At 31.1% G+C, this 23,417-nt stretch carries 23 protein-coding genes and 3 tRNA genes; 24 read left to right on the top strand and 2 right to left on the bottom strand.

What is annotated here, in order from left to right; all coding sequences use genetic code 11:
- Positions 1-35: 35 nt before the first annotated feature.
- Positions 36-110 (top strand) — tRNA-Asn (locus tag CRN98_RS16285).
- Between the two features lie 272 nt (positions 111-382).
- The gene (gene fusA, locus CRN98_RS16290; RefSeq protein WP_097028486.1) at positions 383-2,467 is read left to right on the top strand and encodes an elongation factor G; all 2,085 of its coding nucleotides are present in this window, start codon (positions 383-385) and stop codon (positions 2,465-2,467) included.
- 43 nt (positions 2,468-2,510) lie between these two features.
- Here the strand turns inward: fusA and rbr are convergent, their stop codons facing one another.
- A complete protein-coding gene (gene rbr, locus CRN98_RS16295; RefSeq protein ID WP_097028487.1) occupies positions 2,511-3,098 on the bottom strand; it encodes a rubrerythrin in 588 nt (195 codons plus the stop codon).
- A 185-nt stretch (positions 3,099-3,283) separates the two neighbouring features.
- Here rbr and CRN98_RS16300 point away from each other — a divergent pair, with 185 nt between their 5' ends.
- The 10 genes from CRN98_RS16300 to disA all read left to right on the top strand — a co-directional run bounded on the left by CRN98_RS16300 (position 3,284) and on the right by disA (position 13,652).
- On the top strand, positions 3,284-3,529 hold the full coding sequence (locus tag CRN98_RS16300; protein ID WP_097028488.1) for a hypothetical protein: 246 nt from the start codon (positions 3,284-3,286) through the stop codon (positions 3,527-3,529).
- Between the two features lie 47 nt (positions 3,530-3,576).
- A complete protein-coding gene (locus tag CRN98_RS16305; protein WP_097028489.1) occupies positions 3,577-4,533 on the top strand; it encodes an ROK family protein in 957 nt (318 codons plus the stop codon).
- Positions 4,530-5,165: a histidine phosphatase family protein gene (locus tag CRN98_RS16310; protein WP_097028490.1), complete on the top strand. Its 636-nt coding sequence runs from the start codon at positions 4,530-4,532 to the stop codon at positions 5,163-5,165. Before CRN98_RS16305 ends, CRN98_RS16310 begins: the two co-directional genes overlap by 4 nt.
- A 28-nt stretch (positions 5,166-5,193) precedes the next feature.
- Entirely contained in the window at positions 5,194-6,378 is a 1,185-nt protein-coding gene (locus CRN98_RS16315) for an alanyl-tRNA editing protein (RefSeq protein WP_097028491.1), read from the top strand.
- 193 nt (positions 6,379-6,571) lie between these two features.
- Positions 6,572-7,030 (top strand): CtsR family transcriptional regulator, encoded by a 459-nt coding sequence (locus CRN98_RS16320; RefSeq protein ID WP_097028492.1) that lies wholly within the window; start codon positions 6,572-6,574, stop codon positions 7,028-7,030.
- Between the two features lie 51 nt (positions 7,031-7,081).
- Positions 7,082-7,597: a UvrB/UvrC motif-containing protein gene (locus tag CRN98_RS16325; RefSeq protein WP_097028493.1), complete on the top strand. Its 516-nt coding sequence runs from the start codon at positions 7,082-7,084 to the stop codon at positions 7,595-7,597.
- Between the two features lie 8 nt (positions 7,598-7,605).
- A complete protein-coding gene (locus CRN98_RS16330; RefSeq protein WP_097028494.1) occupies positions 7,606-8,625 on the top strand; it encodes a protein arginine kinase in 1,020 nt (339 codons plus the stop codon).
- A gap of 22 nt (positions 8,626-8,647) precedes the next feature.
- A complete protein-coding gene (locus tag CRN98_RS16335) occupies positions 8,648-11,080 on the top strand; it encodes an ATP-dependent Clp protease ATP-binding subunit (RefSeq protein ID WP_097028495.1) in 2,433 nt (810 codons plus the stop codon).
- A 114-nt stretch (positions 11,081-11,194) separates the two neighbouring features.
- Entirely contained in the window at positions 11,195-12,559 is a 1,365-nt protein-coding gene (radA, locus tag CRN98_RS16340; protein ID WP_097028496.1) for a DNA repair protein RadA, read from the top strand.
- A 19-nt stretch (positions 12,560-12,578) separates the two neighbouring features.
- Positions 12,579-13,652, top strand: coding sequence for a DNA integrity scanning diadenylate cyclase DisA (gene disA, locus CRN98_RS16345; protein ID WP_097028497.1), 1,074 nt, complete (start codon positions 12,579-12,581; stop codon positions 13,650-13,652).
- A 51-nt stretch (positions 13,653-13,703) separates the two neighbouring features.
- On the opposite strand, the gene CRN98_RS16350 is transcribed toward disA, so the two are convergent.
- Positions 13,704-14,102: a nucleoside triphosphate pyrophosphohydrolase family protein gene (locus CRN98_RS16350; protein ID WP_097028498.1), complete on the bottom strand. Its 399-nt coding sequence runs from the start codon at positions 14,100-14,102 to the stop codon at positions 13,704-13,706.
- A 271-nt stretch (positions 14,103-14,373) separates the two neighbouring features.
- Here CRN98_RS16350 and CRN98_RS16355 point away from each other — a divergent pair, with 271 nt between their 5' ends.
- The 12 genes from CRN98_RS16355 to CRN98_RS16410 all read left to right on the top strand — a co-directional run.
- On the top strand, positions 14,374-15,474 hold the full coding sequence (locus CRN98_RS16355; RefSeq protein ID WP_097028499.1) for a PIN/TRAM domain-containing protein: 1,101 nt from the start codon (positions 14,374-14,376) through the stop codon (positions 15,472-15,474).
- Positions 15,475-15,497: 23 nt separating this feature from the next.
- Entirely contained in the window at positions 15,498-16,184 is a 687-nt protein-coding gene (ispD, locus tag CRN98_RS16360; RefSeq protein ID WP_097028500.1) for a 2-C-methyl-D-erythritol 4-phosphate cytidylyltransferase, read from the top strand.
- A 304-nt stretch (positions 16,185-16,488) separates the two neighbouring features.
- Entirely contained in the window at positions 16,489-18,201 is a 1,713-nt protein-coding gene (locus CRN98_RS16365; RefSeq protein ID WP_097028501.1) for a proline--tRNA ligase, read from the top strand.
- An 85-nt stretch (positions 18,202-18,286) separates the two neighbouring features.
- Positions 18,287-19,687: a cysteine--tRNA ligase gene (gene cysS / locus CRN98_RS16370; protein WP_097028502.1), complete on the top strand. Its 1,401-nt coding sequence runs from the start codon at positions 18,287-18,289 to the stop codon at positions 19,685-19,687.
- Between the two features lie 27 nt (positions 19,688-19,714).
- Entirely contained in the window at positions 19,715-20,149 is a 435-nt protein-coding gene (locus CRN98_RS16375) for a Mini-ribonuclease 3 (protein ID WP_097028503.1), read from the top strand.
- A gap of 18 nt (positions 20,150-20,167) precedes the next feature.
- Positions 20,168-20,908, top strand: a complete 741-nt coding sequence (gene thyX, locus CRN98_RS16380) for an FAD-dependent thymidylate synthase (RefSeq protein WP_179632222.1) — start codon at positions 20,168-20,170, stop codon at positions 20,906-20,908.
- Between the two features lie 21 nt (positions 20,909-20,929).
- Complete coding sequence (gene rlmB / locus CRN98_RS16385; protein ID WP_097028504.1) at positions 20,930-21,679, top strand: 23S rRNA (guanosine(2251)-2'-O)-methyltransferase RlmB; 750 nt, start codon at positions 20,930-20,932, stop codon at positions 21,677-21,679.
- Positions 21,676-22,185, top strand: a complete 510-nt coding sequence (locus tag CRN98_RS16390) for an NYN domain-containing protein (RefSeq protein ID WP_097028505.1) — start codon at positions 21,676-21,678, stop codon at positions 22,183-22,185. The genes rlmB and CRN98_RS16390 overlap by 4 nt, the downstream gene beginning before the upstream one ends.
- Positions 22,186-22,260: 75 nt before the next feature.
- Complete coding sequence (gene sigH / locus CRN98_RS16395; RefSeq protein WP_097028506.1) at positions 22,261-22,911, top strand: RNA polymerase sporulation sigma factor SigH; 651 nt, start codon at positions 22,261-22,263, stop codon at positions 22,909-22,911.
- Positions 22,912-22,998: 87 nt separating this feature from the next.
- Positions 22,999-23,073 (top strand) — tRNA-Gly (locus CRN98_RS16400).
- A 19-nt stretch (positions 23,074-23,092) separates the two neighbouring features.
- Positions 23,093-23,168: transfer RNA gene (locus CRN98_RS16405), tRNA-Thr, on the top strand.
- A gap of 88 nt (positions 23,169-23,256) precedes the next feature.
- Positions 23,257-23,417: GTP-binding protein (locus CRN98_RS16410; protein WP_242961024.1), on the top strand; the 161-nt coding region annotated here is incomplete at its 3' end.

Below are 23,417 nucleotides of genomic sequence, written 5' to 3' on the forward strand. Positions count from 1 at the left end.
CGGTGGGAGAGTAGGTCGTTGCCAGATAAATTTATTCCGTGGTAGCTCAATGGCAGAGCATTCGGCTGTTAACCGAAGGGTTGGAGGTTCGAGCCCTCTCCACGGAGCCATTTTTATTTAAAGTTAAATATTTGATTGATAATAGTAGTCTAAAGTTACATTATATTTTGTAATTTTAGGCTTTTTTTATTATCTTAAATGTTAAATATTATAATAATATAATTAATACTAATATATTTAAACCTTCCTGCATAATAATATCAAGTATGGAAAAAAATATAATATCAAATAATTTTGAAAATTATATTTTTTCTAAAGGATTTTTTATTCTTTAATAGAATATATAAAACAAAGACAAAAAGTATGTTAGGGGGCATCGCTTATGAAAGAGTATAAAACAAAAAACTTGAGAAACTTAGGTATTATAGGGCACAGTGGTTCAGGTAAGACAACTCTTGCAGATGCAATATTATACCGTACCAAATCTGTAGATAGATTTGGGAAAGTAGATGAGGAAAGCAGCATATTTGACTATGATACTGAAGAAAGAAAAAAGAAAATATCAATTTCTACTGCAGTAGCTAACTGCGAGTGGGATGATATAAAAATTAATTTAGTAGATATGCCAGGATACTTTGACTTTGTAGGAGAAATGATAGAAGGTTTAAGAGCTATAGATGTAGCGCTTATAGTGCTTTCAGGATCATCAGGAGTTCAAGTAGGAACAGAAAAAGCATGGGAATATGTAAACGATCATAATCTTTCTAGGGCCTTTTATATAAATAAATTAGATAGAGAAAACAGTAATTTTGAGAAATGCTTAGCAGAATTAAAAGATAGATTTGGCATATCAGTGGTTCCAATTCAATATCCAATAGGAGAAGAAAGTGGATTTCAAGGAGTTGTAAATGTTATTTCCAATAGAGCTATGATATATAACCCTAAAAAAGATGATATAGAAGAGGCAGATGTGCCAGTTGAATTACACGATAAAGTTAAAGAATGTAAAAACATGATAATGGAAGCAGTTGCAGAAACAAATGAGGAGCTTCTAGACAAGTACTTCAGTGAAGGTGAACTAAGTGAAGAAGAGATATTTAAAGGATTAATAAGTGGATGTGCTAGTGGAGAAATAGCTCCTGTTATGTGTGGATCTGCTCTAACTGGAAGAGGTGTAAAAACATTAATTGATGATATAATACAGTGTTTTCCATGCCCAGAAGATATATCAGCTATAAAAGCTAAAAATATAAAGAATAATAAAGATATAGAAGTGAAAATTTCTGAAGAGGGACCATTTTCAGCTTTTATTTTTAAAACTATTGCAGATCCATTCATAGGAAAGTTATCAATGTTTAGAGTTATTACTGGTAAAGCAAGCCCAGATATTATGGTATGCAATAGCAATAAAGATAAGCAGGAAAAGTTAGGTACATTGTATTTTATGAAAGGAAAGCAGCAAGTCAACACTGACAGTGTAATAGCAGGAGATATAGGAGCTGTTGCAAAACTTCAGTATACTAACACAGGAGATACTTTATGCGATAGTAACTATCCTATAATTTTTGAAGAGATAAAGTTCCCTCAGCCTTCAATGTCTATGTCTGTAATTCCTAAATCTAAAAATGACGAAGATAAAATCTCTAGTGGCTTGAATAGATTATTAGAAGAAGATCCTACATTTAATATTTCAAGAGATTTAGAGTGTGCAGAAACAATAATTTCAGGTACAGGAGAAACTCACTTAGAAGTTATAGCAAATAAATTAAAAAATAAGTTTGGCGTTGAGGTAACCATTGAGACACCTAAAGTTGCTTACAGAGAAACTATAAGAAAAATCTCTGATGTGCAAGGAAAGCATAAAAAGCAATCTGGTGGGCATGGACAGTATGGAGATGTAAAAGTAAAATTTGAGCCAAGATTTGATGGAGATGAATTAGAATTTGTAGATCAAGTAGTAGGTGGAGTAGTACCAAGACAGTATATACCAGCCGTAGAAAAGGGACTTAGAGAATGTATACAGCATGGTGTACTAGCTGGATATCCTATGATAAGACTTAAAGCTACGTTGCATGATGGCTCTTATCACCCAGTAGATTCATCAGAAATGGCATTTAAAATGGCAGCATCTTTAGCATATAAGAAGGGTATTCAAGATGCAGATCCAGTATTGTTAGAACCTGTAATGCATGTGGAAATATTAATACCTGATGAATATATGGGAGATATAATAGGAGATATAAATAAAAAGAGAGGTAGAGTTCTTGGTATGGAACAATCAGGTAAAAGTCAGAAGGTTATAGCAGAAGTTCCACAAGCTGAGATGTTTAAATACGCAACTGATTTAAGATCATTAACTCAAGCAAAAGGAAGCTTTACCATGAGGTTTGAAAGATATGATGAAGTTCCTCATTTAGAAGCTCTTAAAATAATTGAGGAGAGAAAAAAGGAAAAAGAAACTTTATAAAATATAAAGTGAAATCCGGTATATATTATATACCGGATTTTTATTAATAATTTTCACAAAATACTTCGAAATGATCTTTTGGGTGATTACATGAAGGACATACGTTAGGAGCCTCCATACCTTCATGTATATATCCACAGTTATTACATTTCCATAGAACAACCTCATCTTTTTTAAACACTGTATCATTTTCTATATTATCAAATAATTTTTTAAATCTTGCTTCATGTCTTTCTTCAACTTTACTGATGTTCATAAAGCTTGAAGCGATTTCATTAAAGCCTTCTTCTTCTGCAATTCTAGCGAATTCAGGATATGCTTTAGAGTGTTCTTCATGTTCACCAGCAACAGCATAACTTAGGTTTTCTTTTGTGCTACCAAGCCCTACAGGATAATCCGCAGTAATAGTCACAGCGTCACCTTTTAAATCTTTGTTTAAATGTTTGAAGAATACTTTTGCATGTTCTTTTTCATTTTCAGCAGTTTCCATAAATATATTAGAAATTTGAACATATCCTTCCTTTTTAGCTGCAGAGGCATAGTAGGTATATCTAGTTCTAGCTTGTGATTCGCCAGCGAAAGCTTTTAATAAATTCTCGGCAGTTTTAGTTCCTTTTAATGATTTTTCCATATAATACCCTCCTTAGATTTTGATATAATAAATAAGCGTTAGGAAAATTATAACATTAATTTGGACAACAATAAATGAATTTCAGTAAATTATATAAGAATTCAGCTGCTATTAGAATATAAGGGTATATTTTCAATTTCCTTTACAAAAGCTAATTAGGAGGAAAAGAAGAAGGGAGCTATTTTATGTCAGATTTTAGACTAGATATAAGAGATAGAATAATATTAGAGGACTATAGTGTGTTATATGATTATATGGATATTCCAGCAGAAAATGATAGACTTACTATAAATATAAAAAATAATGAAAGTGAAGATATAGATTTATTATGTAAGATTCTAATGGATAAAGGATTTGATATAATAAGCGAAAGTAAAGATGATAATTGGAATTGTAATATAATAGCCAATAGAAGAAATAAATTACATTAAAATTATGATATAATAAATAGTAAATCATCAAATTTGGGGGAAGGGTTATGGATAAGAAATTTGTAATAGGGATAGATTTAGGGGGAACTAAAATAAATACAGCTATAGTAGATTTTCAAGGAAATATTATTGAACAGATTAATATTCCTACGCTAGCTAGCGAAGGAGAAAATGTAGTTTTAAATAGAGTTATTCAAACCATAGATGAGGTATTAAATAAATCTGAAGTTAAAATTAAAAATATTAGAGCAATAGGTATAGGAGCACCAGGTCCATTAAATTCAAAGGAAGGAACAATAATTACTACACCCAACTTGCCCTTTAAAAATTTTAATATTATAAATCCAATAAAAGAAATATACAATGTAAATACTTACTTAGATAATGACGCAAATGTAGCAGCTATAGGAGAACATACATTTGGAGCAGCAAAGGGTTCTAATAATATGATATACGTTACAGTAAGTACAGGTATAGGAGGAGGAGCTATATTAAATGGCGGTATATATAGAGGAAATACCTGTAATGCTTTAGAAGTAGGACATATGACAATAGATCCTAAAGGACCATTATGTAATTGTGGAAATTACGGGTGTGCTGAAGTCTTGGCTTCTGGCACAGCCATAGCAAGGCAAGGAAGACAAGCTATAGAAAAAAAAGCAATAACTAGTCTAACTAAGTATTCTAATATTACAGCATATGAAGTGTTTAAGGAAGCAAAAAATGGTGATAAAGTATGCAATGAAATAGTTAATAAAAGTTTAAATTATTTAGGAATTTGTATAGCAAATTTAGTTAGTATCTTTGATCCAGAAGTTGTAATAATAGGGGGAGGAGTATCAAAGGCCGGTGAAATAGTTTTTAATGTTGTAAAAGATGTAGTGAAAATAAGATGCTTTCAGATTCTTTCAGATTCTTGTAGAATACTTTCTGCAGAATTAAATGCTAATTCAGGGGTAATAGGAGCAGCATCACTTGCTTTAAGAGAGGAGAATATATTATGACAACTACTATATATATAACTAGGCATGGACAAACTGAATGGAATGTAGAAAAAAGAATGCAAGGATGGAGCGATTCTCCACTTACAGAATTAGGAATCCAACAGGCCAAGTGGCTTGAGGAAAGATTAAAGGACACTAAATTAGATGTCATATATTCTAGTCCTATTAATAGAGCTTTAAGCACGGCTAATATAGTGAATAGTAAAAGGGATATACCTCTTTACACGGATTTAAGGCTTAGAGAAATTAATATGGGAATATGGGGGGGGTTAACTCAAGATGAAATAGAAAAACTTTATAGTAAAGAATTATATAATTTCTGGAATGCGCCTAAATCGTACAAGCCATATAGTGGAGAAAGTTTTTACCAGGTAAGACAAAGGACAAAAGAACTGATAAAAGAGATTATAAGTGAAAATATTGGAAAGGATATATTAATAGTAACACATACGATTACGTTAAAAGCTATAATGAGTTTTTTTCAAAATACATTAATAGAAGATTTTTGGAGTCCTCCATTTATTCATCCTACAAGTTTAACTGTAGTGAGAGCAGAAAATGAAAAATTTGAAGTATTATTAAATGCAGATAGTTCACATTTAAGAAATTTGAAAGAAGTAAAAACTATATAGTAAACGTAAGGGGTGAAAATATATAACTATGACGGAAAGATTATATTATACGGATCCATATATTAAAGAGTGGAATGCTAACATAAAAGAAGTATTTCAAGAAGAGGATAAATTTTATGTAATTTTAGATAAAACAGCATTTTTCCCAGGGGGAGGAGGCCAACCTGGGGATAGAGGATTTATAGATGACTTAGAAGTAAAGAATATATTCGAAAGAGAAAAAGAAATAATACATGTTTTAGAAAAAAATCCTGATGAAAAAGAAGTAAAATGTAAGCTGAATTTTTCAAAAAGACTTTATTATATGCAACAGCATGCAGGAGAGCACTTGTTATCAGCGGTATTATACGATAGTTATGGTACTCAAAACGATGGATTTCATATGGGAGATGAATATGTAACTATTGATAATTCAATCAAAAATTTAACAGATGATATGATAAACGAAGTAGAAAATAAGGTGAATTATTATATATATAAGGATATACCTATAGTAGATTATTTTGTAGATTATCCAAAGGTTTGCGACTTAAATTTAAGAAAAGCATGTACTGTAGAAGAAGATATTAGGATAGTTGAAATACAAGGAATAGATCGTATAGCTTGTTGTGGAACCCATGTAAGAACCACAGGACAAATAGGATTAATAAAAATAATTAAGACTGAAAAATATAAAGGTATGACTAGAATATATTTTAAATGTGGACAAAAAGCTCTTGAGGATTATCAAGGAAAACATAAAATTGTAGCAACTTTAAATAAAAATTATTCGTCTACTGATAAAGAAATTTTAGATAAAGTAATTAATGAAAGTTTACAGGTAAAGATGCTATCTAAAGAAGTAAAAGAACTTAAAGAAAAGCTAATGGAATTTTGTGCTCAAGATATAGTTAAGGAAGTAAATAAATTAATATTGTTTAGGATTTTTAAAGAAGAAACCTTTGAAGAAATTCAAATTATTAATAGATTTATTATAGAGAAAAGTCATAGTATAAATATATTAGTTTCAGAAAAAGATAGGAAAGTAATATTATCTCATGATGGAAAATTTCAGTTAAATTGTGGGAAATTTTTCAAAGAAAATATCAGTAAGTTTCAAGGAAAAGGTGGCGGAGGAGATAGACAGTGTCAAGGTGCTTTTCTTAAAGAAGAGGATTTAAATAATTTTAGTGAATTTTTAAGATATGAAGCTAATAAATATGTTAAATTTTAATTTGTTTTATGGAGTAGTGTATATAAAAGATCTAAAATTATGAGTAAATAATAGTGTTTAAGAGAAAATGTTAATTAATTTACTATAAAAAGCATAAAAATCTATAATTCTATTTATTTGAATATTGCATTTAAGTAAATAAAATTATAATATTTAATTAAAGTCAAAGAAAGTCAAAGTCAGGGGGACGGATATGGCAAGGCTGTCTGATATTATTGAAGAGTTTATAAAACAATTATTGCAGGATAACGATGAAAGCGAATTACAAATTCAACGTAATGAATTAGCTAATTATTTTAGATGTGCCCCTTCTCAAATAAATTATGTGCTTACTACCAGGTTTACAACGGATAGAGGATACTATGTAGAAAGTAAAAGAGGAGGAGGAGGCTGCATAATAATTAAGCATATGGATTTCAACCATAATAATAAACTTATGCAGGCTATAAATTTGCAAATAGGAGACAGTATTACTTTTGATAAATCCGTAAAAATCATAAATTATTTACAAGAAAATGATTTAGTTTCTGAGAGAGAGGCTTATATGATAAAAATGGCGATTAACGACAGAACCTTAAATTTATTACAAGAAAATAAGAATACATTTAGAGCAGAATTATTAAAAAGTATGCTTTCTGCTTTATCAGTTTAGTAAGTAATGATTTTAAATATAAATAAAGTTTTATTTTAGGAGGCAATAGTTATGATGTGTGAAGTATGTAAAAGCAATGAAGCTTATGTACACATAACTAAAATAGTTAATGGAGTAAAACAGGAGCTAAATTTATGTGAAGCGTGTGCTAAGCAGTTTCAGGGTATGGCTTATCCAGATAATATAAATGTAAATTCGCCTTTTAGTTTTCAGCAATTAATAGGATTAATAATAGAAGGAGTTAATAAATCATCTACTTTAGATAAAAGTTCTAATATAAAATGTGAAAAATGTGGAACCACATATAAGGATTTTAAAGAAAATGGTTTTTTAGGATGCGGTGAGTGTTATAAAGATTTTAAAAATGCGATAATTCCTGTAATAAAAAGAGTACAAGGAAGCTTAGATCATAAAGGCAAAATTCCTTGTAAACAGGGTAAAGAAATAATAAATAAAAAAAGGATACTTGAATTAAAGGAAGAACTTAAGAAAACCATCGAATCTGAGGAATATGAAAAGGCAGCGGAAATTAGAGATTTAATAAGAGATATGGAAAAGGAAGGGTAGGGATTAGGATGCAAAATTGGATACATTCATCCTATAATGAAGATGGCATAATTTTAAGTAGTAGAATAAGACTAGCGAGAAACTTAAGTGATAAATCCTTTCCACATAAATTATCTGAGGAGCAGGGCCGAGAAATTGTAGGGAAAATTGAAGAAGTATTTTATAATAATGTTAATAAAGATGATTTCATTACTAGGTACCTATGGGAAACTAATTCCGTAGATGATGGTGTTTATTTAGAAAAGCATTTTATAAGTGATAGATTGATTTCAAATAAAAATAAGAGCGCTTTCATAATAAATAAGGAAGAAACCATAAGTATTATGATAAATGAGGAAGATCATTTAAGAATACAATGTATTACATCTGGCTATAATCTAGATGAAGCATATAAGGTTGCAAATGAATTAGATGATAAATTAGAGGAAAAATTACAGTATGCCTATGATGAGGAATTAGGATATTTAACAGCATGTCCAACTAATATAGGCACAGCACTAAGAGCTTCAGTTATGATACATTTACCAGCGCTTACCATGAATAATGAAGTTTCTAAGATATTTAATGCATTAAATCAAGTTGGAATCACAGTTAGAGGATTATATGGGGAAGGATCTAAAGCTGAAGGTAATCTATATCAAATTTCTAATCAAGTAACTTTAGGATTAACAGAAGAAGAAATAATAAATAATTTAAAGGTAGTTGTAAACCAATTAATAAGCGAAGAAAAGCGTGCTAGAGAACTATTTTTAAATAACTACTTAAGTCAACTAGAAGATAAAATATACAGGTCCTTAGGTATTTTGAAATTTTCAAGAATTCTAAACGGAGATGAGTGCTTAAAATTACTTTCCTATGTAAGACTTGGATTAGAAGTGGGCATAATTAAGGATATAAATAAAAGTACATTAAATGAATTACTTTTAGATTCACAACGGGCTATGCTTGATAAAGCGGCTTCAAAGGAATTAAGTTATTCTGAAAGAGATATACTTAGGGCAAAAATCGTAAGAGATAAGTTAAAATAATTTTAAATGGTGGTGAATTATTATGATGTTTGGAAGATTTACTGAAAGAGCTCAGAAGGTACTTATGTATGCTCAAGAAGAGGCAAAAAACTTACAGCATGGATATGTAGGGACGGAACATATATTATTGGGTATTTTAAGAGAAGATAGTATGTCACAAAATTTATTAAATAATATGAATGTGACTTTAAATGATGTAAAGGAACTTATTGAAGAGTATGAGGGAAAAGGAGATATAGATATATATAGAAATGAGATTCCTCTTACACCTCGTACTAAAAGACTATTGGAACTAAGTTTATTAGAAGCTAGAAACTTAAATCATAACTTTATATGCCCTGAGCATATTTTATTAGCACTAATTAAGGAATCTGAGGGTGTTGCATTTACAATACTAAATAATTTAGGAGTAGATTTTGAGAAGTTAAGGAAAGAACTTTTGGAAAGCTTATCTGGAGAGCAATCATCTACTGCAGGTAATTCAGCTAAAAGAGCTAACGAGGATACTCCAGCATTAAATCAGTTTGGTAGAGATCTTACTGAAATGGCTAGAGAGGGGAAATTAGATCCTGTTATAGGGAGAGATAAGGAAACTCAAAGAGTTCTTGAGATACTTTGTAGAAGAACTAAAAATAATCCTTGCTTAATAGGAGACCCAGGAGTAGGTAAGACAGCTATAGCAGAGGGATTATCTCAGAAGATAGTTTCAGGAAATATTCCTGAAATTTTAAAGGATAAAAGAGTTATTACGTTAGATTTATCGGCAATGATAGCAGGAGCAAAATACAGGGGTGAATTTGAAGATAGATTAAAAAAGATAATGGAGGAAATAAGAAGAGTAGGAAATGTAATATTATTTATTGATGAGATACACACCATAGTAGGAGCAGGTGCAGCGGAAGGTGCAATTGATGCATCAAATATATTAAAACCTGCTTTAGCTAGAGGAGAAATACAATGTATAGGGGCAACTACTATAGACGAATATAGGAAGTATATAGAAAAGGATGCTGCATTAGAAAGAAGATTTCAACCTATTATAGTAGGAGAGCCATCTAAAGAAGAAGCAATACTTATATTAAAGGGATTAAGAGATAAATATGAAGCTCATCATAGAGTAAAAATAACAGATGATGCAATACTTGCAGCAGTTAACTTATCAGATAGATATATAACTGATAGATTTTTACCGGATAAAGCTATTGACCTTATAGATGAAGCTGCATCAAAGGTTAGAATTGAAAATATGGTAGCACCTCCAGATGTAAAAAAGATGGAGGAAGAGCTTGAAACCATAACCCAAGAAAAAGAAGATGCTATAAGGGTACAGGATTTTGAAAAGGCAGCTCAGTTAAGGGATAAGGAAAAAGAAATTAAAGAAAAACTTGATAATGTAAAAACAGATTGGAAGACACAAAAACAGGCATCTACGTTAACAGTAGGAGAGGATCAAATAGCAGCTGTAGTTGCAAAATGGACCAATATACCTGCTGAAAAACTAACAGAAAAAGAATCTGAAAAATTATTAAAGCTAGAAGAAATATTACACAATAGGGTAATTGGACAAAGCGAAGCAGTTAAATCTGTAGCAAGAGCAGTAAGAAGGGCTAGGGTAGGACTAAAGGATCCGAAAAGACCTATAGGTTCATTTATATTTTTAGGACCTACTGGAGTAGGAAAAACAGAACTTTCTAAGGCACTAGCTGAGGCTATTTTTGGAGATGAAAATAGCATGATAAGAATTGATATGTCTGAATACATGGAAAAACATACTGTATCTAGACTAGTAGGTTCTCCTCCAGGGTATGTAGGATATGATGAGGGGGGGCAGTTAACTGAAAAGGTTAGAAGAAATCCTTACTCTGTGGTTTTATTTGATGAAATAGAAAAGGCACATCCTGAGGTATTCAATATATTATTACAGATATTAGAAGATGGAAGATTAACTGATGGAAAAGGCAAAACTGTAGATTTTAAAAATACACTTATAATTATGACTTCTAATGTGGGTGCATCCACTATTAAGAAGCAAAAATCATTAGGATTTTCTGTTGTTACTAATGAAAGTGAAGATCAATATGAAAAGATGAAGGAAAATATCATGGAGGAATTAAGACGATCCTTCAGACCAGAATTTTTAAATAGAATAGATGATATAATTGTATTTCATCAATTAGAACAAGAAGATTTACAAAAAATAGTAGGCCTGATGCTTAGGACTGTAGGTGAGAGATTAAGGGAACAAGGTATAAATATAAAATTTGACAGAGAAGCAGAGTTACTTCTAGCTAAGGAAGGATTTAATCAAGTATATGGCGCAAGACCTCTTAGAAGAGCAATAACTAAAACTGTAGAAGATAAACTTTCAGAAGAAATATTAAGAGGAAATATTAAAAAGAATGAAGATATACTTGTTACAGTAAAAGATGATAAACTAGATTTTATAAAACAATAATAGTAATAAATAAGGAAGTTTTATGAATAATAAAACTTCCTTGTTTATTATTGACAAGACTTTATGATAATATTATATAATAGTAATTTGTACAGAATATTGGGAGTTGATTAGATGCCAAAAATTAAAGCGGTGTTTGTATGTCAAAAATGTGGATATGAATCTCTTAAATGGTTAGGGAAATGTCCTGATTGCAATAGTTGGAATAGTATGATTGAAGAAATTAAGACTTCGGTAACTAAGACAGCTTCAATTGGACTTACAAGTGAAAAGAAAACTCACCCACAAAGTATATTAGATATTAGATCTATTCAGTATGAAAGAATGGATACTGGAATAAATGAGCTTAATCGTGTATTAGGGGGAGGAATAGTTAAAGGTTCTCTCACACTAATATCTGGAGATCCTGGTATAGGAAAATCTACCTTGCTTTTGCAGGCGGCAAATGAGATATCTAATAGGTATGGAAAGGTTTTATATATATCTGGGGAGGAATCTGAAGAACAAATTAAAATGAGGGGAGAGAGACTTGCTACATTATCAAAAGAATTATATGTGGTGTCTGAAACAAATGTGGAAACAATAAAGAACCATATAGAAAATATATCGCCTATTTTTGTAATTATAGATTCTATTCAAACTTTATTTAATCCACAAATTACTTCAGCGCCTGGAACGGTATCTCAAGTAAAGGAAAGTTCAAACGAAATAATGCGTATAGGGAAAACTAAAAATATTCCATTTTTCATAGTAGCTCATGTAACTAAGCAAGGAGCGTTAGCGGGACCTAAGGTATTAGAACATATGGTAGATACTGTATTAAGCTTTGAGGGGGAAAGGACTCAAGAATTTAGGATACTTAGAACAATGAAAAATAGATTTGGTACTACTAGTGAAATAGGAGTTTTTGAAATGAAGGAAGAGGGATTAGTAGAAATCTCAAATCCATCTGAAGCATTTTTAGAAGACATTCAGTTCCAAAAAGAAGGTTCAGTAGTGATAGGTATAATGGAAGGAACCAGGCCTATTTTGGTAGAAGTTCAAGCGCTAGTAAGTGAAACAAAAGCATATATGCCTAGGAGAACTGCAGTAGGAGTAGATAATGCAAGGCTTAATCTTATTTTGGCAGTTTTAGAAAAAAAGTTAAAGATTCCATTTTATACATCTGATGTATATGTAAATGTTGTTGGAGGATTAAATGTTGAGGGTACATTTGGTGACTTAGGTATTGCACTGGCACTGATTTCAAGCGCGAGAAATAATCCTATCAACTTAGAAAAACTTGTAATTGTTGGGGAAATTGGATTAACTGGTGAGGTAAGGCCTGTTTCATTTTCAGAAAGAATAATAAATGAAGCTGTTAAAATGGGATTCACCAATTTTATAGTTCCATTACGTAACAAAGGTAAGTTAAATGTCCAAGGAATTAACGTAATAGGAGTTTCCACGTTAAAAGAAGTAATAAGTAAAGTATTTTAAAACATAGGGTGTGAGTAAAGTGAGATTTGAAAAAGACAAGGAACTTATGAGTATTTTAAAAATAATGGCTCCAGGCACTTTTCTAAGGGAAGGGTTAGAAAATATTTTAAGAGCAAAAACAGGTGGGCTAATAGTACTAGGAGATAGCGAACAAATTTTAGGATTAGTAGATGGCGGATTTACCATTAGCTCAGAATATAGCCCTTCCTATGTATATGAATTAGCAAAAATGGACGGAGCAATAGTTATAAGCACTGATTTAAAAAGGATCATTAAGGCAAATGCTCAATTAATGCCAGATTCTAATATACCAACATTTGAAACAGGAACTAGACATAGAACAGCAGATAGAATGGCTAAGCAAACAGGAAGTATTGTAATAGCTATTTCTCAAAGAAGAAATATAATTACTGTTTATAAAGGTAGTATAAAATATGTTCTTAGAGACAGTAGTGTAATCTTAGGAAGAGCTAACCAAGCACTGCAAACTTTAGAGAAGTATGTATCTGTATTGGATAGAGTAGTAAATAATTTAAATACCCTGGAATTTCAAGATCTAGTAACATTATTTGATGTGATGACAGCTATACAAAGAATGGAAATGGTAATGAGAATAGTGATTGAAATAGAAAGATATATTTGTGAGTTAGGGAATGAAGGTAGACTAATTTCCATGCAACTTAACGAGTTAATTAAGTCTGTAGAACAAGATGAAATATTCCTTATAAGAGACTATTGTGAAAGTTATATGGATTATACGGAAGTGTATAAGCAAGTTCAAAATATGTCATCTGAAGATTTACTTAATTTAGATATTATATCAAAGTTCTTAGGATATGTAGGAGTCCCTTTAGTAGATACACTTATATCTCCAAGGGGATATAGAATGCTTAACAAAATTCCTAGAATACCAGCTAATGTAATAGAAAATTTAGTAAAAAACTTTCAAGAACTTAAAGCAGTAATGGAAGCTTCCTATGATCAATTAGATAAAGTAGAAGGAATAGGAGAGGCTAGAGCGAAGGCTATAAAAAATGGACTTAGGAGATTAAGAGAACAGATTATGATAGATAGACAAATACCTTATAGATAGTTAAGAAAAAAGTAAGTAAATATCCCTTACTTAGGATACTTACTTACTTTTCTATCTTAATGAATATTTACCTAAGGTATCTATTTTATTATATTCTTTTAATAAAATGTCATATAAATTTAAGTCCAAGACATTGCATAATGAAGTTAAGTAAAATAGGTTATTTCCTATTTCACGTTCAATTATATCCCTGCAATTATCGCATAAGGAACCTTCTAAATGAGTTTTTAAAAGATGGCTCATATCTTCGATATCAGTAGCATCATTTGGTAGTTCCTGCTTTTTTCCATAAATTTCTATGCAGCCACAATTAGTAACAGACTTTGCCACAGCTCTGTTAATTCTACATTCAGATTCCTGCAACTTTGTAAGTACATCTAATATACTTTTATGTCTTAATAGGGACTCATCAACTACATTTTGAAAACTGTCATAAATTAAATCTTTCATTTTAGTCAACTCCTAACAAATAAGATTAACAAGCGTAACTAAACATATAATTTTAAATAAGAAAATTTATAGTTTATCTCCATAAATTATTTATATATATATGATAAAGTAAAATTAATAAACTTAATAGGGGGTGAAAATAAATAAAAAATGGTAAATAAATCATTAAATTATACGGTAATTATTGAAAATTACTAATTATTAAGATATATTAGAAATGACTGAATTTAATTTGCAAATTATGTTAATAATTATTTTAGGAGGTGAAGAAATGTTAAAAAAGATATTAAGAGGATTATTCACAATTATTGGCCTTTTGTTTGGATACTTCATTGGTGAGGCGTTATTAAAATCTAATTTACTTGTTCAACTTAATCATTTTCAAAATAGTCCAATTAAAACGGTATTATTCTTATTATTATCAACTTTATCATTCGGATTCATATTATTTTTAATTTCTCCATGGATAACTTTTATAATTATAAAAATCATGGATTATGTAGAAAAGAGTATTCAAAGACTTCCGGCAAATGAAGTTATTTCTGGAACGTTGGGAGCTATTTTAGGGCTTGCTATATCTTCATTGTTTGTAAATCTATTAGCTCGTATACCAGTGCTTGGTGTACCTTTAGCAGTTGTAGTAGCTGTTATAATGGGTGCTTTGGGAGCTAATATTGCTCTTAGAAAAAGAGATGATATAATGAATTTATTTTCAGGATTTAAAAAAGCTGGTTCTGGAAGTAAGGATAAAAAAGGTAAGGGGAATAAAGCTGACCCTAAGATTTTAGATACTTCAGTTATAATTGATGGCAGAATATTTGATTTATGTCAAACAGGATTTATAGAGGGGACTCTTGTAATACCTAATTTTGTTTTAGAGGAATTAAGACATATTGCAGATTCTTCAGATGGATTAAAGAGAAATAGAGGTAGAAGAGGTCTTGATGTCCTAAATAAAATTCAAAAGGAATTAAATATTGATGTGCAAATTTATGAAAAGGACTTTCCTGATATAGCAGAAGTTGATAGTAAACTTTTAAAGCTTGCACAAGTTTTAAGTGGAAAGGTAATAACTAATGACTATAATTTAAATAAAGTAGCCGAATTTCAAGGAGTACCTGTATTAAATATTAATGAACTGGCAAATGCCATAAAACCAGTGGTGCTTCCAGGTGAAGAGATGAGAATTCAAATAGTTAAGGATGGTAAAGAATCCAACCAAGGAGTAGCTTACTTAGATGATGGAACAATGATTGTAGTCGAGGGTGGAAAAAAGCACATTGGAGAAATTGTGGATGTTACAGTAACCTCTGTACTTCAAACTGCAGCAGGTAGAATGATATTTGCAAAACAAAAGGAGAACTGTGAATAAAGAGTTATGAAAGAGGGCTAAATATGTGTAAAGCTTGTGCAGTAATAGTAGCAGGTGGAAAAGGCAAAAGAATAAATGCTGGTATAAACAAGCAATTTATAGAGATAAATGGGAAACCTATAATTTATTATACGTTAAAAGCTTTTCAAAGGCATGAAGATATAAAAAGTATAGTGCTAGTAGCAGCTCCAGAAGAAGTTGAGTATTGTAAAACAGAAATAGTGCAAAAATATGAGTTTAAAAAAGTTACTTATATTGTGCCAGGGGGAGCTGAAAGAAGAGACTCTGTATTTAATGGGTTAAAGGCTGTAGAAAGTTCGGAAATTGTACTAATACATGATGGAGCCAGACCGTTTGTAAACAGTGATGTTATAACACAGGGAATAAAATTTGCAAGCTTATATGGAGCTAGTTCTTGTAGTGTTTCCCCAAAGGATACTATAAAAGTAAGAGATGAAAATGGATTCTCTAAGGAAACATTAAATAGAAATAGCTTAGCATGTTTGCAAACGCCTCAATGTTTTAAATATGATATAATTTATAAATGTCATGAGAAGATTCAGGGGCTTCAAAATGATTTTACTGATGATACTTCAGTAGTAGAATATTTTGGGCATCATGTATACCTATACTCAGGAGATTATAGAAATATTAAAATAACAACTCCAGAAGATTTACTAGTAGCGAAAAGTCTATTAGAAGAAGATTAAAGAAATAAGCAAGGTCTTGACAGAAATTTGTCTTTTACTATAGTATAGATATAGTGAAATTAATATTATGCTATGATGAAGAATAGTAAAAACAAACTACAGAGAGAAGATCCTAGGCTGAAAGGTTTTCACTGTTTTGAACCTGCTTCGGAGCTGTAGTATAAAACTACCGGTGATAACCGTTATCAAAAGTGAGTAAAAAAATTAGGTGGTACCGCGTATGTTCGCCCTAAAAGGGGCGGGCATATTTTTTGTATCTAAATAATGAATTTAACATATATTTAATTGCATAGGAGGAGTTTATATGAGATTATCTAACATGCTTATTAGTACTTTAAGGGAAGTTCCAGCAGAAGCTGAAATAGTAAGTCATCAGCTTATGTTAAGAGCTGGAATGATGAGAAAAATGGCTTCAGGGATTTATAATTTTATGCCTTTAGGATTAAGAGTTATTAAGAAAATAGAAGATATAATTAGAGAAGAAATGGATAAAGCAGGCGCACAGGAATTTTTAGCATCAGCGATTCTTCCTTCAGAACTTTGGAAGGAATCAGGAAGATGGGAAGTCTTTGGGCCTGAAATGTTTAAGTTAAAGGATAGAAATGAAAGAGAATTTTGCTTAGGACCAACTCATGAGGAAGTATTCACAGATATAGCAAGAAACGAAATAAAATCTTATAAACAGCTACCTTTAAATCTTTATCAAATACAAACAAAGTATAGAGATGAGAGAAGACCAAGATTCGGTGTTATGAGATCTAGAGAATTTATAATGAAAGACGCATATAGTTTTGATAAGGATTATGAGAGTCTAGATAAATCTTATAATACTATGTATGGAACGTACTATAATATATTTAAAAGATGTGGATTAAGCTGCCAATCTGTAGAAGCTGATTCAGGAGCTATGGGTGGTTCTGGTTCCGCTGAGTTTATGGTTAAGTCAGAAATAGGTGAAGATGAGATAGCATTTTGCACAGCTTGTGAGTATGCTGCAAATGTAGAAAAGGCTCCATCTACGGCAGCAGTTTCAGAAGCTGAAGATTTAAAACCAATTACGAAGGAAGCTACACCAAATATAAAAACAATTGATCAGCTAGTTCAGTTCTTTAAAACTACTCCTGAAAAGTTTGCCAAGACACTTATTTATAAAGTAGATGATAAGGTAGTAGCAGTAATGGTAAGAGGAGATAGAGAAGTAAATGAAGTTAAAGTGATAAACATCTTAGGAGGGGCAGTTTCTTTCGAAATGGCAGATGAAAAAGTTGTTAGAGAAGCTACGTCTGCTGAAATAGGATTTGCAGGACCTTTAGGAATAAAAGTAGATACTTTACTAGTTGATGAAGAAGTTAGCAAAATGTATAATTTTATTATAGGTGCTAATGATACAGGATATCATTATATAAATGCTAATTATGGAAGGGATTTTGAAGGAAGAGTAGGAGATTTTAGAAGAGTTGTAGAAGGTGACAAGTGCCCAAAATGCGGTAAAAGCTTAACGGTTGCAAGAGGAGTAGAAGTAGGACACATTTTTAAACTAGGTACAAAATATTCAGAGACAATGGGTGCACAGTTCCAAGATGAAAATGGTGAAAATAAGCCTCTTGTAATGGGATGCTATGGTATAGGTATAAATAGAACTATGGCAACGGTTATAGAGCAAAATCATGATGAAAATGGAATAGTTTGGCCATTATCTATAGCTCCTTATCAGGTGATAGTAATTCCAGCAGTAATGAAGGATGAAGATCAGGTTAAAACTGCAGAAGAAATTTATGATAAGCTTAAGTCTATGGGAGTAGAAGCTATTTTAGACGATAGAAACGAAAGAGCTGGAGTAAAGTTTAAGGATGCAGATTTAATTGGTATCCCTATGAGAATTACTGTAGGTAAAAAGATACAAGAAGGTAAAATAGAATTTAAATTAAGAGAATCAAGTGATATAGAAGTCTTAGAATTAGAGGACATTTACAATAAGGTAAAAGCAGAGTTTGAAAAGAAGGGTATAAGAGTATAACCCTAGTAGTTTAGTAATATAGAACGTTTTATTAATAGGCTCATATAGATATAATTGAAAAAGTTTTATGGAGGAGGCAATGGGTATGAAAGTATTTAATACATTAACGAGAAAAAAAGAAGAATTTATTCCGTTACAACCAGGGATTGTGAATATGTATGTATGTGGTCCAACTGTATACAACTTTTTTCATATAGGTAATGGAAGAACCTTTATAGTATTTGATACAGTAAGAAGATATTTTGAATATAGAGGATATAAAGTTAACTTTGTGCAAAACTTTACAGATATAGACGATAAGATGATAAAAAGAGCAAACGAAGAAAATATTACTGTAAAAGAATTAGGGGATAGATTTATAGAGGAGTATTACAAGGATGCAGATGCGTTAAATATTGAAAGAGCTACTGTAAATCCACGTGCTACAGAATTTATTGATGAAATAATTAATTTTGTAAAAGATTTAATTGACAAGGGATACGCTTATGAGATAAATGGAGATGTTTATTTTAATACTAAAAGTTTTAAGGAATATGGAAAGTTATCTGGTCAAAATTTAGATGATCTTCAAGCAGGGGCAAGAATTAATGTAGACGAGAGAAAAAATGACCCAATGGATTTTGCTATTTGGAAAAAACAAAAACCTAATGAGCCTGCTTGGGAAAGTCCATGGGGAATGGGAAGGCCGGGATGGCATATAGAATGCTCTTGTATGGCTCATAAGTTATTAGGAGAAACCATAGATATTCATGCAGGTGGTCATGACCTTATATTCCCGCATCATGAAAATGAAATAGCACAAAGCGAATGTAGAACAGGAAAGACCTTTGCAAAATACTGGATGCATTCAGCATTTTTAAATGTTAATAACGAGAAAATGTCTAAATCACTTAATAATTTCTTTACTGCAAGAGAAATATTAGATAAATATGAACCAGATGTGGCTAGATTATTCATGTTATCTGGGCATTATAGAACTCAACTTAACTTTTCAGAAGAATCCTTAGAAGCCTCTAAAGCTGCGATAGAAAGATTGTATAATGCTATATCAAATTTAGAAAGTCTTTTAGAAGAAGTAAAGGTTGAAGTTATAAGTGACGGTGAAAGGGATTACTTAAAACATTTGAGTGAATATAAAGACAAATATATAGAAAAAATGGATGATGACTTTAATACTGCAGATGGTATATCTGTTATATTTGATATGATAAGAGATATAAATACAAATGTAACTACAGATTCATCTAAGGAGCTAGTAAATTATTGCTTAAGTCTTATAAGAGAGCTCGGAAATCCTTTAGGAATACTTCAAAAAACTACAAAGTTAACTTTGGAAAAGGAAATAGAAGAGTTAATAGAAAAAAGACAAAATGCAAGAAAGCAAAAAAACTGGGCTCTATCAGATGAAATAAGAGATAGTTTAAAAGCAAGAGGAATAACTCTTGAAGATACTCCTCAAGGAGTCAGATGGAAGAAAGTAGATTAAAATCTTAAGAAGTAAGGAAGAATAATAATGGAAATGTCTTTTCTAGAAAATAGATTTACTCCTGCAGAAGCTAAATATTTGAATCCTCTTGTATTAGCTTTTGTGGGGGATGCTATTTATGAAGTATTTGTAAGGGCATATTTAGTAGATAATCATAGAGATATGCATGTACATAAGCTTCATAAAAAGGCTGTAGAATTTGTAAAAGCTCAGGCCCAAAGTGAGTTTGTTAAAAATATAATTGATGAATTGACTGAAGAGGAATTTGCTATTTTTAAAAGAGGAAGAAACACTAAATCAGCTACAGTTCCTAAAAATGCTGATATTCAAGATTATAGGATGGCTACTGGGTTTGAAAGTCTTATTGGATACTTATATTTAACTGAAGAAAGAGATAGATTAAAGTATATATTAAACAGAGTACTTGATATTTACAAACAAAGTAATAGTCAGGATAGGTAAGTTTAGGGGGAAGGGAAATTGTTGAAAGTAAAATTATTAGAGCATACACCAAATCCAGAAAGAGTTGTAGCTAAAGCTGCGAAATTATGCTATAGCTCTGTTGGTGTAGATGAGATGGAGACAAATTTAGATAAAGATAAAATAGAAAAGTTTTTAAATATGCTTATGTCTTATGGGCATGAATCACCAATAGAACATGTTTCATTTACTTTTGCAGCAGAAGGAATATCGAGAAGTTTATCGCATCAATTAGTTAGACATAGAATAGCATCATATTCACAGCAAAGCCAAAGATATGTAAAGCTTGACCAATTCGAATATATAGTTCCACCTGAAATAGCTAAAGATGAAAAGGCTAAAATGTTATTTCAAAAATCTATGGAAGATAGCCAAAAGGCCTATAATGAAATAGTTAAACTTTTAGAAGAAAGATATCTAGAACAAGGTATTTCAAAAAGTTCTGCTGAGAAAAAAGCTATAGAAGATGCTAGATATGTATTTCCCAATGCTTGTGAAACTAAAATAGTTTTCACTATGAATGCAAGAAGTTTAATGAATTTTTTCAGGCATAGATGCTGTAATAGAGCTCAATGGGAAATCAGAAGCTTAGCAGAAGCTATGTTAGTAGAAGTTAAAAAAGTAGCACCTATTTTATTTAAATATAGCGGACCTTCCTGTGTAAACAATGTTTGTCCAGAGGGAAAAATGAGTTGTGGAAGTATAGAAGCGGTTAGAAAAAAATATAAAGAAGAACTTTAATATAAAAAGAGGGATTAATTTATGAGTGAGAATATATTAGAAGGAAGAAATGCAGTAATAGAAGCATTAAAAGCAGATACTACTATAGAACAGGTGTTAGTAGCTAAAGGGGATACTAAAGGTTCCATTAATTTGATACTTTCATTGGCACGTGAAAAAAAGATAGTAGTAAAAGAAGTAGATAGGAAGAAATTGGATTCCATTTCAGAAACGGGAAGTCACCAAGGGGTAATAGCATATAAAACACCTTATAAATATTGTGATGTAGTAGATATATTAAATTATGCTAAGGAAAAAGGGGAAAAACCTTTTATAGTTATTTTAGATGAAATAGAAGATCCTCACAATTTCGGAGCAATTATAAGAACTGCAGAGGTGTCTGGAGTACATGGTATAATTATTTCTAAAAGAAGAAGTGTTGGTGTGACACCAACTGTATATAAATCTTCAGCAGGAGCTGTAGAACATGTGAAGATTGCAAAGGTGTCTAATATAAACAGCACAATAGATGAGTTAAAGGAAAATGGAATTTGGGTATATGGTGCTGACATTAAAGGAGAGCAGTATTGCTATGAAGCTAATTTAGAAGGAAGCATAGCGCTTATAATTGGCAGTGAGGGTAAGGGTATGTCCAAATTAACTCAAGAAAAATGTGATGTATTGATAAAAATCCCTATGCTTGGAAGAGTAAATTCTTTAAATGCTTCTGTAGCAGGTGGTATATTGATGTATGAAATATTAAAGCAACGATTGGTTAGAGAGAAAAAGTGAGAAATGTATTTGTAGATGGGTATAATGTAATAAATAGTTGGCCAGATTTAAAAAAAATAAAGGATTATAGTTTAGAATCTGCAAGAGTAAAACTTATAGAAACATTGCAAAATTATGCTTCTTTCAAGGGCTATAAGATTTTTTTGGTTTTTGATGCACATATGGTAGCTAAAAATATTGAAAAAAGAGAGAAGTATGGTGAGAATTTAGTGGTTATATTTACCAAAGAAAATGAAACGGCTGATAGTTTTATTGAAAGAAAAGTAAATAATGTAGGAAGAAAAATAGAGGTTTTTGTAGTAACATCAGATGCATTAGAGCAACAATTAATATTCCAAAGAGGAGCAATTAGAATGTCCTCCTTGGAATTTTATCATGAGGTAAAAATTGTAGAAAAAAGAATAATCACAAATATAGAAAAAAGTTCTATAAGAGAAAAAATGACTTTAGAAGAGAGAATAAATGAAAAAGTTTTGGAAAAACTTCAAAAAATTCGCAAAAGTTGAGTAAATTCCTTGACTATGAAAATGCTTGTAAGGTATAATTTAACTTGTAGCACAAATGTCTAGGGGGGATGTTATGTGGGAAAAGGGGTTGTCAGTAAGAGTGTGAATACTCAATTATTAAAGTTTAAGGAAATGTTAGATGAAGAAATAGTAAGTCAAGCTAAAACTGGAGATTCAAGAGCTCAAGAATATTTAATTAATAAGTATGAGAATTTTGTAAAATCTAAGGCAAAGTCATATTTTTTAATAGGAGCAGATAAAGAAGATATTTATCAAGAGGGAATGATAGGTTTATATAAAGCTATTAGGGATTTTAAGCCAGATAAATTATCTTCATTCAAAGCATTTGCAGAGCTTTGTGTCACAAGACAAATAATTACAGCAATAAAAACGGCTACTAGGCAAAAACATATCCCGTTAAATACGTATATTTCTCTTAATAAACCTATATACGATGAAGAATCGGATAGAACATTAATGGATATTTTATCTGAAGCAAGGGTGGCAGATCCTGAAGAGTTGATAATAAGTAGGGAAGAGATAAATCATATACAAACTGAAATAGGAGAAGTGTTGTCTGATTTAGAAATGGAAGTATTGATGTCCTACATAGATGGTAAGTCGTATCAAGAAATTGCATGTGACTTAGACAGGCATGCTAAATCTATAGATAATGCGCTTCAACGTGTAAAAAGAAAGCTGGAAAAATGTTTAAACATTAAATAAATTTTATATTGACAAAGTGTATTAGTTATATTAAAATTAGTAATCGGTATACAGTGTTTTATTTGTATACTAATTTGAACTATTCGGGCGGGAGTAGTTCAGTGGTAGAACACTAGCTTCCCAAGCTAGTTGCCGCGGGTTCAATTCCCGTTTCCCGCTCCAGAGTTTCGTTTTGAAAATTGCCCATATAGCTCAGTAGGTAGAGCGTCACCTTGGTAAGGTGGAGGTCACCGGTTCAATCCCGGTTATGGGCTCCATATTTTTTACATATGTAATAACATAAACACACCAGGGTAAGTTTACTTAAGTAAAAATAATTGTTTAATATAAAGGAGGAAATAAAAAATGGCAAAGGCAAAATTTGAAAGAAACAAACCTCATGTAAATATAGGAACAATAGGTCACGTAGACCATGGTAAGACAACATTAACAGCAGCAATAACAACAGTATTAGCAAAAAAAGGATTTGCAGAAGCATTTGATTATGCTTCAATAGATAAAGCACC

Origin of the sequence: Clostridium peptidivorans, assembly GCF_900205925.1 — a bacterium.
In the GTDB taxonomy this organism is placed as follows: Bacteria; Bacillota; Clostridia; order Clostridiales; family Clostridiaceae; genus Clostridium_AK; species Clostridium_AK peptidivorans.